We start from the raw sequence: 12,289 nt of genomic DNA, 5'->3' as shown, positions 1-12,289 counted from the left end.
CGGACCAGCCCCCACCACTCCGGACGACCCCCCCCCCCCCCCCCCCCCCCCCCCCCCAGGTTGGCCCGCGGGGCCGGCGGGCGCCGAGGCGGCGCCCCCCCCCCCCCGGCCCGCCGCTAGGCACCCTCCTTCTCGCCGGGCACGGCCGGCTGCGGCAGCGAGGGCTGGAGGACCAGCATCCGCTCGACCAGGCGCAGGAACATCGAGACGGCGCGCAGCAGATCGTCGGCTTCGCGGCAGTTGGCCGCGCCGGGTATGCCCGCCTCGGCGCGGGCCCTGCGGTCGGCGCCCGAGGCGAACAGGGCGCTCCACTCGGTCAGTTCGGGGGCGACTTCGGGCAGCACTTCCCAGGCACTGCGGATCCGCGCGCGGCGGCGCGCGGTGGGCTCGGGGCGGCCGCGCACGGCGAGCACGGCGGCCGCGGTGCGCAGAGCGGCGAGGTGGGCGGTGGCGAAGCGCTCATTGGCGGTCTCCAGCCCGGCGGCCTCTTCCAGGCCGTGGTGGGCCTGGGCGAGCAGGTCGAGGGCGGCGGGCGGCGCGGACGCGCGGCGCAGCACGGGGTGGACATCACTCGCGGGACCGGTCAACGAAGGGGCAGGGGCGGCGGCCCGGTGCCGGCGCGCTGCGGCGGTACTGGCCATGACGAACCTCCTGTCGTCGCGTGGCGGCCGGTCATGTGGTAAGGCGACCGCCGTATGGACCCATCGTGGGGCACACCACTGACAATCGGCTCTGACCTGCGCGAACGTCCCGGAATGGCGTTCGATTGGCCAGCCGCCCCGACGATGCGTCTCGCCGTCACGGCCGCGTCCGGTCAGGTCGGTGAAGCGACTTCACCCGGAGCTGAGCCTATGATCGTCCCGGGAACGGGCCTGTGAGCGGGACCACTTGGGCAGCGGGCACAATCAGCGCCATGGACAGCAGCAGCACGCGTCGCCAGGCCACCCGGCAGAAGCTTTTCGAGGCAGCGGTCACCCTCATCGCGGAGCAGGGGTTCTCCTCCACCACCGTGGACGAGATCGCCGAACGGGCCGGAGTGGCCAAGGGCACGGTCTACTACAACTTCGCGAGCAAGACCGTGCTCTTCGAGGAGCTGCTGCGGCACGGTATCGAGCTGCTGACCGCCTCGCTCCAGAGCGCCGCCGACGAGACCGCCGACCGCGGCGGCAGCCATGTCGACGCGCTGGACGCGATGGTCCGCGCGGGGCTGCACTTCATCGCCCGCCACCCCTCGCTGACCCAGCTGTACGTCGCCGAGCTGTGGCGCACCAACCGGGCCTGGCAGCCCACGCTGATGGTGGTGCGGCGGCAGGCCATAGCGGTGATCGAGTCGGTGCTGCGGGAGGGTGTGGCCGCGCGGGAGCTGAGCGAGGACATCGACATCCCGCTCACGGCCTCGGCGCTGTTCGGGATGGTGCTGGTGGCGGCGCTGGACTGGCAGTCGTATCAGCCGGAGCGGTCGCTGGACGATGTGCACGCCGCGCTGTCCCGGCTGCTGCAGCACCGTGTGGGCGAAGCCCCGGCCAAAGGTGTCGGAGCCCCGGCCCAGGGTGCCGGAGCACCCGCCAAGAGCGCCCGGGCCCCGGGCTGAGCCTGACTGAACCCAGAGAGGTTCCCCCAGCTACCGCCAGGGGGACCCCCTGTTCCGGTGCGGTTCGAACCCCGATCGATCCGCACCGGAACAGGGGGCGCCCCCAGCAGTGGCCGGGCCCCCGTCCCCTGTGTCCCCCCGGGGGGTCTCCCCCCCACTCGGAAGGTCGCCACGCCGTTCCGCCGCCCCGTGTCGGCGGTCCGGCGCCGCGCCCCTTCCGCGTCCACCACTCTCCCGTCCGCGCAGGTCATGCCCCATCCGCGCGGCTACTCATCTGTCCGCCTAGGTACCGGTACTCAAGCCCTGGGCGGTTGTCCCCAGGCCGCGGTGCCCGGGGTGCCCGGGTGTCAGTGGTGGCGGATAAAGTCGCGGTCATGGCACGGATTGCGGTGATCGGCGCTGGGATGGGCGCCATGGCGGCCGCCGCCCGGCTGGCCGTCGCGGGCCACCAGGTGGCGGTGTACGAGCGCGGGCAGACTCATGGCGGCGGGGTCGGGCGCTTCGAGCGGGACGGCTTCGCCTTCGACACGGGCCCCGGGCTGCTCCATCTGCCCGCCGTCTATCGCGATCTGTTTGTGAAGACCGGCAAGGAGACCCTGGAGCAGTGCGTCGAGCTGACCCAGGTCGACCCCGCGAGCAGGCACCTCTTCGCCGACGGCACGGATGTCCCGCTGCCCAACGCGTCGCGGGCAGGGGTCGTCCGGGCGCTGGACGACGCGTTTGGCGCGGGCGCGGGCGAGCGCTGGAGCGACATGGTCAACCGGGCGCGCGAGGCGTGGGACGCCACCCGCAGACCGCTGCTCGAGGAGCCGCTGCGCGCGGACTGGCAGACCCTGGGCCGCGACCCGTATCCGGCGCCGGTCCGGCGCGGGGTCTCCGGGTGGTTCCGGCGGGGCGGTGGAGCCGCCCGGAGACCCGCCGCGCTCGCCGATGTGGCGCGCCGTGAGCTGAAGGACCCCAGGGCCGTCGCCCTGCTGGAGAGCCATGCGCTCGCGCACAGCCTCGATCCGCGCACCGCTCCGGCCAGTGCCGCGGTGCTGCCCTATCTGGAGCAGACCTTCGGCACCTGGTACGCGCGCGGCGGCATACGGGCGCTGGCAGACGCGGTGTACGAGCGCTGCCGGGCCCGGAAGGTGCGGTTCAGCTTCGGCGCCGAGGTCGTCGGCATCGTCGAGAAGGACGGGCGCGCGGCGGGCGTGGAGCTGGCCGACGGCTCGGTGGCGGAGGCGGACGCGGTGGTGGCCGGCATCGACCCGGCACTGCTGCCCGCGCTGCTCGGCGGCGCCGAGCCCTGGCACGACGGCGATGTGCGCCCCGGCGGCGGAGCGCTCGGCGGTGGGCCCGGCGATGGGGCGGCGGGGCGGCTCACGGTGTTCCTCGCGCTGCGCGGCGCGCGCCCCGAGGACACGGCGCACCGCACGGTGGTGCACGCCCCGGATCGCGACGCCGAGCTGGCGGCGGTCTTCGGCGAGGCAGCCCGGCCCGGCGGAGCCGGCGGGCCCGGTGCCGGTCTCGGGACGCGCGCGCCGTGCCCCCGCCCGACGGTGACCGTGCTGCGCCCGGACGACCCCACGACCCGCCCCGACGAGGACCACGAGGCCGTCACGCTCACCGCGACCGTCGCCCCGCACGGGCCGGTCGACTGGATCGACGGCACGGCCGCCGAGGAGGACGCGGACCGGCTCGTGGCGGTCGCCGAGGCGGCGATACCGGGGCTGCGCGACCGGCTCCTGTGGCGCGAGGTGCGCACCCCCGCCGACACCGCCGCGGACACCGGCGCCACGGGCGGCGCCGTGCCCGGACCCGCGCTGGCCGGCGCGGAGGGCCGCTTTCTGCGCCCCGCGAACACGACCCGGCTGCCGGGCCTGTATCTGGCGGGCGGCTGGGCGCATCCGGGCGGCGGGCCGGCCCATGCGGGGATGTCCGGCACGATGGTGGCCGGCCTGATCGTCGGCGGCGCGGACTGGCGCGGCTCGGAGTGACCGCAGCGACCGCAGCGACCACTGCGGCGGTACGGCGCTGATACGGCGATGCTGCCGCAGTGACGCGGCGCCGACGAGAGCCGTCGGCGCTCAGCCGTCAGTCAGCAGCGGCGTCAGTCAGTAGCGGTACCGCTCGTCGTAGCCGCCGTTGTTGTAGTCCTGCTGCTGGTACGGGTACTGCGACTGGTCCTGCGGAAGCTCGCCGTCGCCGTCGCGCTGCTGGGGGACCCATCCCCCGCCGGGCTGCATCCCGGCGTCGGGGGCGTACTGCTGCTGCCCGCCGTAGGAGGGCTCCGCGGCGTAGTGGTCGCCGAGCGCGTCGCCGCCGCCGTACTGGTCCTGGCCGTAGGCGGAGTACTGCCCGGCGTACTGCTGGTGCTGGTCGCCGTACTGCTGACCGCCCTGCTGGTCGTACCCCGGCTGCTGGGAGCCGCCGTACGGGTCGGTGTAGCCCGCGTACGCCCCGGCGCCGTAGCCGTACTGCCCGGCGTCCGCGTAGACGTCCTGGCCGTTGCTGTGGCCCTGGGCCGCGTCCGCGTAGCCGCCGTAGGTCTCATAGCCGCCGTAGCCGCCGGCCCCCGCGCCCGGCGTGCTCTGTGCGGCGTGCGCGGCGGAGTCGCCGTAGACGCCGTACTCGCCCGTGTCGTCCGGCAGCGGCTCCGGCTGGTACGCGGGCGGTTCCGGCTGGTACGCGGGCGGCTCCTGTGCGGCCATCGGGACCGCCTCCAGATCGGAGACCTGGAGCGTCGGGTCGGCGTCCACCGGGGGCGGGGCGTCCTCGTCCTCCCTGCGGCTGAGGCCGGGCACCCCGCGCAGCGCCCACCCGGCGGCGAAGCCGCGCCGGAAGGACAACGTGACGTACGTCTGGCCGACCGCGAAGGTGATCGCTCCCGCGCCGATCACCGGCACGGACGGGATGAGCACTCCGGCCACCACACCGAGGAAACCGGTGAAGGCGAGGAGCCGCCAGCGCAGCCGCGCCTTGTACTGCAGCAGCACCTCTCCCAGCAGCCACAGCGCGACCACGCCGAACGCGATGTAGAGGACCGTCCAGCCCATGCCCGCCCCTCTCGTGCGGCCGCCCGTCGGCTGCCGTCCTCAGGACCGCTGATGCAGTCCCAGATTCTCGTAGATCTCCAGCGTCGCCGGGGAGTGGTTCAGCGTAATGAAGTGAAGTCCGGGGATCTCCTCGGCCATCAACCGCGCGCACAATTCCGTGGCGTAGTCGATTCCGATCGAGCGTACAGCCGCGGCGTCGCCCTTCACCGCCAGAATCCGCTCCGCGAGGTCGGGCGGGAAGGCGGCATTGCTCAGCTGCGCGAAGCGCTCGATCTGCTTCACGTTTGTGACGGGCATGATTTCAGGGATGATCGGCGTCGTACAGCCCGTGGCGGCTACCCGGTCGCGCAGCCGCAGATAGTCCTCCGCGTAGAAGAACATCTGGGTGATCGCGAAGTCCGCGCCCGCGCGGCACTTGTCGACGAAGTGGCGGACGTCGGTGTCCCAGTCCGCCGAGCGCGGGTGCATCTCGGGGAAGGCCGCGACGCCGACGCAGAAGTCGCCCGACTCCTTGATCAGCTCGACCAGTTCGGCGGCGTAGCCGACGCCGTCGGGGTGGCGGACCCACTCGCCCATCGGGTCGCCGGGCGGGTCGCCGCGCAGCGCCAGCATGTTGCGGATTCCGGCGCCCGCGTACTGCCCGATGACGTTGCGGAGCTCGGCGCGGGAGTGGTTGACGGCGGTGAGGTGCGCGACCGGGGTCAGCGTGGTGTCGGTCGCGATGCGCTCGGTGACGCGCACGGTCCCCTCACGGGAGGAGCCGCCCGCTCCGTAGGTCACGGAGACGAAGGTCGGCGAGACGGCTTCGAGCCGACGGATGGCGTTCCACAGCGTCTGTTCTCCCTTCTCCGTCTTCGGGGCGAAGAATTCGAAGGAATACGACTGCTCGCCTGATGCGAGCAGATCACGCACCGTCCGCGCGCGATCTGTCCTGGTGGAGGCTGTGCCAAGGGCCATACGGGAAGGTTAGCCAGCGGTGCGGCACACGGACAGCGGGCGGGGGTGTTATATCCCTTTCGCCGGGTCTTGGTCCGTACTGCGGACACTTTGCCGACGATGAGACCACTATGAGACGACGACGGGCCGACGACGGGCAGAGCCACAGATCTCTCACAGGTCGCGAGCGCGCACCCGCTTGGCCAGCTCGGCGGTGGCCGCGCCGGGATCCGCGGCCGCGGTGATCGCCCGCACCACGACGATCCGCCGCGCGCCCGCCTCCAGCACCTCGTCCAGGTTCGAGGCGTCGATTCCGCCGATGGCGAACCAGGGCGGGGCCTGCTTCAGGGCGGCCGTGTGGCGCACCAGCGACAGGCCCGGGGCGGACCGCCCCGGCTTGGTGGGGGTGGGCCAGCAGGGCCCGGTGCAGAAGTAGTCGACACCCGGCTCGGCGGCCGCGGCCTCCGCCTCGGCCGGTGCGTGGGTGGACCGCCCGATCAGCACATCCGCGCCGAGGATCGCGCGCGCCGCCGGGACCGGCAGATCGCCCTGGCCCAGGTGCAGCACATCGGAGCCGATGGCATGGGCGACGTCCGCCCGGTCGTTGACCGCCAGCAGCTTGCCGTGCCGGCGGCAGGCGTCGGCGAACACCGCGAGATGGTCAAGCTCCTCGCGGGCCTCCATGCCCTTGTCGCGCAGCTGGACGATGTCCACCCCCGACCCCAGGACGGCGTCCAGGAACTCCGGCAGATCGCCCTGGCGCCGGCGGGCGTCGGTGCACAGATAGAGCCGGGCGTCGGCAAGCTGCTCGCGGGCGGTGGCGGTGGCAGTGGCGGCGGCCATTGGGACGGCTTTCCCCCTGGATCGGCGGCTGGATCGGCGGCTGGACGGTCGGCTGGACGGTCGGCTGGATCGGCAGCGTTCCGGCCGTGTGTGGGCGGCGTGTCGGCGGCGTACGGACCGGAGCGGCCGGCCCGTACGCCGCGGGTGTTGATTCAGACGATGACGGTACGGACGGTACGGATGGTGCGGATGGTGCGGATGGTGCGGTGGGTCAGCGGCGGCTCAGACGGCGAGCGCCTGGGCGCGGCGCTTGACCTCGGTGCCGCGATTCTCGTGCAGGGCCTGAGCCGGGGTGCCGGGCAGGCTCGGGTCCGGGGTGAAGAGCCACTCCAGCATCTCCTCGTCACTGAAGCCGTCGTCCCTCAGCAGCGTCAGGGTGCCCACCAGGCCCTTGACGACCTTTCCGTCACCGATGAACTCGGCGGGCACCTGGAGCACCCGATTCTCGCCACGGCGCACGGCGATCAGCTGACCCTCCTTGACCAGCTGCCGCACGCGCGTCACCTCGACACCGAGCCGTTCGGCGATGTCGGGGACGGTGAGCCAGGCGGGGACGAGAGCATCGATCTTTGCGTCAATCTCGGTCACGGGACAAGCCTGCCATCTGGGACTGACAGTGGGTAGTCGGGCACCGGGCAAGACGCCGTCGACACCGCCGTCGGCCGCGCCCCGGTCAAGGTCGCCGCGGGGGTGCGCCGAGGGTCACAGGACCGCCGACTTCAGCGGCACCGACGGGTCCGCGGCGAGGGCGCGGTCCAGCCGGGAGCCCTGCTCGATCAGCTTGCGGCCCTGGGCCAGATCGCGCGGACGGCCGACGGCCAGCAGGGCGACCAGCGCCCCGTCGCGCAGCCAGCACACCGACCAGGCCGCGCCCTCCGGATCGCCGCGCCAGACGAGTTCGTCGGCGGCGGCGTGGTGGCCCGCGTACTGCACGAAGCGGCCGAACTGCTCGGACCAGAAATACGGCACCGGGTCGTAGACCGAACCGGTGAAATGCGCGGTCCGGCTGCCGACCACATTGGCGGCGACGGTGCGCGGCCCCTGGAGGGCGTTGTCCCAGTGGTGCACCAGCAGCCGCGCGCCGTAGCGCGCGGAGGGGAACGACGCGCAGTCCCCGACGGCGTAGACGTCGGGCGCCGAGGTGCGCAGCTGTTCGTCGGCGGCGACGGACCGGTCCGGGGCCAGCTCGACGCCCGAGCCCGCCAGCCAGCCCGTGGCGGGCCGCGCCCCGATGCCGACGACCACCGCGTCCGCGCTCAGCCGGGTGCCGTCCTGGAGCAGCACCCCCTGCTCGTCCACGGAGGCCACCTGCGCGCCGGTGACCAGTTCGACGCCGTAGTCGGCGTACCAGCCGGCCATGGGGGCGGCGACCTCGGCCGGGAGGGCGCCCGCCAGCGGGCGGTCGGCGGCCTCCACGACGGTCACGGCGCAGCCCGCCTCGCGCGCCGCCGTGGCGAACTCCGCGCCGATCCAGCCGGCCCCGACCACCACGATCTCGCGCTGCCCGGCGAGCACCGGGCGCAGCCGCTCCGCGTCGTCGAGCGTGCGCAGCAGATGCACACCGGGCACGCCCTCGCCGCCGGGCAGGGTGATCGGCTCGGCGCCGGTGGCGATCACCAGGACGTCGTACGACACCGGGCCCGACGCGGTCTCCAGCCGCCGGGCGCCGGTGTCCAGGCCGGTCACGGACACCCCGAGCCGCAGCTCGACGCCGAGCGCGGCGAAGTCCACGTCGAAGGCGGAGCCCTCGGCCTTGCCGAGCAGCACGGCCTTGGACAGCGGCGGCCGGTCGTACGGCTGATGCGCCTCGGCGCCGAGCAGCAGAATGCCGCCGGTCCAGCCCTGGTCGCGCAGCGCGACAGCGGTCTGCACCCCGGCCATTCCCGCGCCGACGATCACCACTTGCTGCCCGCTGCCCCCCGGGGACGCCGGCTTCGTCGTCTCATCGCTCACACGATCACTGTAGGGCGGCGCAGGGGGCGCACCGGAGAACCGACTGACGAGATCTCGGGCACAGGAGCGGCCGGGACCCCGGGGCTCGTACTAGGGTTGGCGGGACGAAGCACTCGCGGGAGCCCGACGCAGCGGGCTGAGAGGGAGGCTGGAGCGGCCTCCGACCGTACGAACCTGATCCGGGTCATGCCGGCGAAGGGAGGGGCGTTACGCCCATGCACGCATCATCACGTACGCGGCCGGGCCGGCCGTACGACGCGCTGGTCGTCGGCGGCGGCATCATCGGCCTGGTCACGGCGTGGCGGGCGGCCCAGCGTGGCCTGCGCACCGCCGTCGCCGACCCGGCGCCGGGCGGCGGCGCGGCCCAGGTGGCGGCCGGAATGCTCGCGGCCGTCACCGAGCTCCACTACGGCGAGCAGACGCTGCTCGCCCTCAACCTCGCCTCCGCGCGCCGCTATCCGGAGTTCGTGGCCGAGCTGGAGGAGGCGAGCGGCCAGGACGTCGGCTTCCGCACCTGCGGCACGCTCGCCGTGGCCTTCGACCCCGACGACCGCGCCCACCTGCGCGAACTCCATGACTTCCAGCGGCGGCTCGGGCTGGAGTCGCAGTGGCTGACAGGGCGCGAATGCCGGCGCCTTGAGCCGATGCTCGCGCCGGGCGTACGCGGGGGCCTGCGCGTCGACGGGGACCACCAGGTCGACCCGCGGCGGCTGGCGGCGGCACTGCTGACCGCGTGCGAGCGGGCCGGCGTGGTCTTCCACCGCGCCCGCGCGGAACGGCTCACGCTCGCGGCGGGCCGCGCCACCGGCGTCGAACTCGCCGACGGCACACTGCTGGCGGCCGAGCAAACCGTACTGGCCGCAGGCAGCTTCAGCGGGCGGCTCGAGGGCGTCCCCGAGGGCGCGCTGCCCCCCGTACGCCCCGTCAAGGGCCAGGTGCTGCGGCTGCGCGTACCGCCCGCGTACGCGCCGTTCCTGTCCCGGACCGTACGGGCCGAGGTGCGCGGCGGACATGTCTATCTGGTGCCGCGCGAGAACGGCGAGCTGGTCGTCGGCGCCACCTCGGAAGAGCTCGGCTGGGACACCACGGTCACCGCGGGCGGCGTCTACGAACTGCTGCGCGACGCGCATGAGCTGGTGCCCGGCATCACCGAGCTGCCGCTCGTCGAGACCCGCGCCGGGCTGCGCCCCGGCTCCCCCGACAACGCGCCGCTGCTCGGCCCGAGCGCACTGCCCGGCCTGCTCGTGGCCGGCGGCCACTACCGCAACGGCGTCCTCCTCACGCCCGTCACGGGCGACGTCATGGCCGAGGTGCTGACGTGCGGCGAACTCCCGGACGAGGCCCGGCCGTTCTCCCCGCTGCGCTTCCCGGCCGCGCCCATCGGCCCCACCACCCCCGTAGCGCAGGAGCAGCCCCTATGAGCGTGTCCACGCCCGGCCCGACCGCCGCCTCCATGACCGTCTCCGTGAACGGTGAGCCCCGCCGACTCCCCGGCGGCACCACCCTCGACCTGCTGGTCGCGGAGCTGACCCCGGCGCGCTCGGGGGTCGCCGCGGCCGTCAACGAACAGGTCGTCCCGCGCGGCCAGTGGCCCGCCACCCCGCTCGGCGACGGAGACCGGGTCGAAATCCTCACCGCGGTCCAAGGAGGCTGAACCCCAGATGGCCGAAACGATGCACAACACGACGTACGCCACCATGCGCCCCGCCCCGGACCCGGGCCCGGACCCCGATCCGGACCCGCTCACCATCGCGGGCACCGCCTTCTCCTCCCGCCTGATCATGGGCACGGGCGGCGCGCCCAGCCTGGAGGTCATGGAGCGCTCGCTGCTCGCCTCCGGTACGGAGCTGACCACCGTCGCGATGCGCCGCCTGGACCCCACCGTCCAGGGCTCGGTCCTGTCGGTGCTCGACCGGCACGGCATCCGCGTGCTGCCCAACACCGCCGGGTGCTTCACGGCCGGTGAGGCGGTGCTGACCGCCCGGCTGGCGCGGGAGGCGCTGGGCACGGACTGGGTCAAGCTGGAGGTGGTGGCCGACGAGCGCACCCTGCTCCCCGACCCGGTCGAGCTGCTGGACGCCGCCGAGACGCTGGTCGACGACGGCTTCACCGTCCTGCCGTACACCAACGACGACCCGGTCCTCGCCCGCAGGCTGGAGGACGTGGGCTGCGCCGCGATCATGCCGCTGGGCTCCCCCATCGGCTCCGGCCTCGGCATCCGCAATCCGCACAACTTCCAGCTGATCGTCGAGCGCGCCACGGTCCCGGTGATCCTGGACGCTGGGGCGGGCACCGCGTCGGACGCCGCGCTCGCCATGGAGCTGGGCTGCGCGGCGGTGATGCTCGCATCCGCCGTCACCCGCGCCCAGGAGCCCGTCCTGATGGCCGAGGCCATGCGGTATGCGGTCCGGGCCGGCCGGCTGGCCCACCGCGCCGGCCGTATCCCGCGCCGCCATTTCGCCCATGCCTCCTCACCCGGGGAGGGGCTGGCCGCGCTGGACCCGGAGCGCCCGGCGTTCGGGTAGGGCGGTGAGCGGTTAGCGTGGTGACATGGGTGGCATGGTGGCCGACCGGATCGAGCGCGAGGTGTACGTCCAAGCGCCCGTCGACCGCGTATGGCGGGTGCTGACGACCCCCGAGCACATCCGCGTCTGGTACGCGTTCGAGGGGTGCGAAATCGACCCGCGCCCCGGCGGGACGCTCCGCTTCCGCTGGGATGAGCAGGGGGAGTTCCACGGCAGGGTGGAGAAGTCGGTGCCGGACGCGCTGTTCCGCTTCCGGCTCGCCAGCGAGCCGGACCGCGCCCTGGGCGCGGAACCGGGCGACTCGACCCTGGTGGAGTTCGCGCTCTCCGCCGAGGGCCCCGGCACCCGGCTCCGACTGACCGAGAGCGGCATCCAGGAGCTCGCGGTGCCGGACGCCGCGAAGGCCAAGCACGCGGAGTACGCCGCCGCGACCTGGGCCACCGCACTGGAGGAGCTGTCCGCGCTGGCCGCCGCGTCGCACAACTAGGACCGACCCGCCGCCGCGCCGCCAAGACCGCAGCACCCGGTGTCACCGTTCGGCACCAGTCCCGTTCCCGGGCCTGGCAGGTGACCTTGCGTGTCGTGTCGACTCGTAGACTGCTCTCTCGTGGATACGACCCTGCATGACCCCTTGGTCGGACAGCTGCTCGACGGCCGCTATCGCGTCGAGGCGCGCATCGCCGCGGGCGGCATGGCGACGGTCTACCGCGCCGTCGACACGCGGCTCGACCGCGTGCTGGCCCTCAAGGTGATGCATCAGTCGCTCGCCACCGACGACGCCTTCGTCGAGCGCTTCATCCGCGAGGCGAAGTCCGTGGCCAGGCTCGCCCACCCCAATGTGGTCGGCGTTTTCGACCAGGGCACCGACGGCTCCCATGTCTATCTCGCGATGGAGTACGTCGCCGGGTGCACGCTGCGCGATGTGCTGCGCGAGCGCGGCGCGCTGCAGCCGCGGGCCGCGCTGGACATCCTGGAGCCGGTGCTCGCCGCGCTCGGGGCGGCGCACCGCGCGGGGTTCGTCCACCGGGACATGAAGCCGGAGAACGTGCTGATCGGCGACGACGGCCGGGTGAAGGTCGCCGACTTCGGGCTGGTCCGGGCCGTGGACACCAACACCAACGCGTCCACCGGCACGCTGCTCGGCACCGTCTCCTATCTCGCGCCCGAGCAGATCGAGCACGGCACGGCCGACACCCGCGCCGATGTCTACGCCTGCGGCGTGATGCTCTACGAGATGCTGACCGGCGCCAAGCCGCATACCGGCACCGTCCCGGCGCAGGTCCTCTACCAGCGGCTGAACGAGGACGTGCCCGCGCCGTCCGCCCTCGCGCCGGGGGTCGCCGCGCAGCTGGACGGGCTGGTCGCCGCGGCCACCGCGCGCGAGCTCGGGCAGCGCCCCG

Annotated in this window: 13 protein-coding genes and 1 riboswitch; of the genes, 7 read left to right on the top strand and 6 right to left on the bottom strand. The window is 73.8% G+C overall.

Translation table 11 applies throughout. The annotated features are described in order from the left end of the window. Positions 1-116: 116 nt before the first annotated feature. Positions 117-641 carry an SAV_6107 family HEPN domain-containing protein gene (locus ACWDSL_RS47740; RefSeq protein WP_450495296.1) on the bottom strand — a complete coding sequence of 175 codons (525 nt, stop codon included), beginning with the start codon at positions 639-641 and terminating at the stop codon, positions 117-119. Between the two features lie 272 nt (positions 642-913). Here ACWDSL_RS47740 and ACWDSL_RS47735 point away from each other — a divergent pair, with 272 nt between their 5' ends. After that, positions 914-1,591 carry a TetR/AcrR family transcriptional regulator gene (locus ACWDSL_RS47735; protein WP_450495294.1) on the top strand — a complete coding sequence of 226 codons (678 nt, stop codon included), beginning with the start codon at positions 914-916 and terminating at the stop codon, positions 1,589-1,591. A 374-nt stretch (positions 1,592-1,965) separates the two neighbouring features. Further along, on the top strand, positions 1,966-3,573 hold the full coding sequence (locus ACWDSL_RS47730) for a phytoene desaturase family protein (RefSeq protein WP_450495292.1): 1,608 nt from the start codon (positions 1,966-1,968) through the stop codon (positions 3,571-3,573). A gap of 117 nt (positions 3,574-3,690) precedes the next feature. Here the strand turns inward: ACWDSL_RS47730 and ACWDSL_RS47725 are convergent, their stop codons facing one another. The 5 genes from ACWDSL_RS47725 to ACWDSL_RS47705 all read right to left on the bottom strand — a co-directional run bounded on the left by ACWDSL_RS47725 (position 3,691) and on the right by ACWDSL_RS47705 (position 8,364). Continuing rightward, entirely contained in the window at positions 3,691-4,632 is a 942-nt protein-coding gene (locus tag ACWDSL_RS47725; protein ID WP_450495291.1) for a hypothetical protein, read from the bottom strand. Positions 4,633-4,671: 39 nt separating this feature from the next. Further along, entirely contained in the window at positions 4,672-5,589 is a 918-nt protein-coding gene (metF, locus tag ACWDSL_RS47720) for a methylenetetrahydrofolate reductase [NAD(P)H] (protein WP_450495289.1), read from the bottom strand. Positions 5,590-5,742: 153 nt separating this feature from the next. After that, a complete protein-coding gene (gene thiE / locus ACWDSL_RS47715) occupies positions 5,743-6,411 on the bottom strand; it encodes a thiamine phosphate synthase (protein WP_450495287.1) in 669 nt (222 codons plus the stop codon). Positions 6,412-6,633: 222 nt separating this feature from the next. Further along, on the bottom strand, positions 6,634-6,999 hold the full coding sequence (locus ACWDSL_RS47710) for an Rv2175c family DNA-binding protein (RefSeq protein WP_450495285.1): 366 nt from the start codon (positions 6,997-6,999) through the stop codon (positions 6,634-6,636). A gap of 114 nt (positions 7,000-7,113) precedes the next feature. After that, a complete protein-coding gene (locus tag ACWDSL_RS47705) occupies positions 7,114-8,364 on the bottom strand; it encodes an NAD(P)/FAD-dependent oxidoreductase (protein ID WP_450495283.1) in 1,251 nt (416 codons plus the stop codon). 105 nt (positions 8,365-8,469) lie between these two features. Beyond that, positions 8,470-8,583: riboswitch (TPP riboswitch) on the top strand. Between ACWDSL_RS47705 and thiO the strand changes: the two genes are divergently transcribed. The 5 genes from thiO to ACWDSL_RS47680 form a co-directional block, all read left to right on the top strand. Beyond that, entirely contained in the window at positions 8,580-9,785 is a 1,206-nt protein-coding gene (gene thiO / locus ACWDSL_RS47700) for a glycine oxidase ThiO (protein WP_450495281.1), read from the top strand. (Overlaps the previous riboswitch by 4 nt.) Before the next feature lie 32 nt (positions 9,786-9,817). Further along, positions 9,818-10,018: a sulfur carrier protein ThiS gene (thiS, locus tag ACWDSL_RS47695; RefSeq protein ID WP_450495298.1), complete on the top strand. Its 201-nt coding sequence runs from the start codon at positions 9,818-9,820 to the stop codon at positions 10,016-10,018. A 43-nt stretch (positions 10,019-10,061) separates the two neighbouring features. Beyond that, a complete protein-coding gene (locus tag ACWDSL_RS47690; RefSeq protein ID WP_450495297.1) occupies positions 10,062-10,889 on the top strand; it encodes a thiazole synthase in 828 nt (275 codons plus the stop codon). Between the two features lie 25 nt (positions 10,890-10,914). Further along, positions 10,915-11,376, top strand: a complete 462-nt coding sequence (locus tag ACWDSL_RS47685) for an SRPBCC domain-containing protein (RefSeq protein WP_450495279.1) — start codon at positions 10,915-10,917, stop codon at positions 11,374-11,376. Between the two features lie 120 nt (positions 11,377-11,496). Then, the coding region (locus ACWDSL_RS47680) for a protein kinase domain-containing protein (protein ID WP_450495277.1) at positions 11,497-12,289 on the top strand (793 nt) is incomplete at its 3' end.

This window comes from Streptomyces sp. NPDC000941 (assembly GCF_053599555.1).
The sequence above is the reverse complement of the archived record's forward strand: the minus strand, read 5'-3'. Positions and strand labels throughout refer to the sequence as shown.

Excerpts from the sequence above, each read along its gene's own strand:
- metF (WP_450495289.1), bottom strand. The coding sequence starts at position 5,589 with ATGGCCCTTGGCACAGCCTCCACCAGGACAGATCGCGCGCGGACGGTG.
- ACWDSL_RS47685 (WP_450495279.1), top strand. The coding sequence starts at position 10,915 with ATGGGTGGCATGGTGGCCGACCGGATCGAGCGCGAGGTGTACGTCCAA.
- thiS (WP_450495298.1), top strand. The coding sequence starts at position 9,818 with ATGACCGTCTCCGTGAACGGTGAGCCCCGCCGACTCCCCGGCGGCACC.
- ACWDSL_RS47730 (WP_450495292.1), top strand. The coding sequence starts at position 1,966 with ATGGCACGGATTGCGGTGATCGGCGCTGGGATGGGCGCCATGGCGGCC.
- ACWDSL_RS47725 (WP_450495291.1), bottom strand. The coding sequence starts at position 4,632 with ATGGGCTGGACGGTCCTCTACATCGCGTTCGGCGTGGTCGCGCTGTGG.
- ACWDSL_RS47740 (WP_450495296.1), bottom strand. The coding sequence starts at position 641 with ATGGCCAGTACCGCCGCAGCGCGCCGGCACCGGGCCGCCGCCCCTGCC.
- thiO (WP_450495281.1), top strand. The coding sequence starts at position 8,580 with ATGCACGCATCATCACGTACGCGGCCGGGCCGGCCGTACGACGCGCTG.
- thiE (WP_450495287.1), bottom strand. The coding sequence starts at position 6,411 with ATGGCCGCCGCCACTGCCACCGCCACCGCCCGCGAGCAGCTTGCCGAC.
- ACWDSL_RS47690 (WP_450495297.1), top strand. The coding sequence starts at position 10,062 with ATGCGCCCCGCCCCGGACCCGGGCCCGGACCCCGATCCGGACCCGCTC.
- ACWDSL_RS47735 (WP_450495294.1), top strand. The coding sequence starts at position 914 with ATGGACAGCAGCAGCACGCGTCGCCAGGCCACCCGGCAGAAGCTTTTC.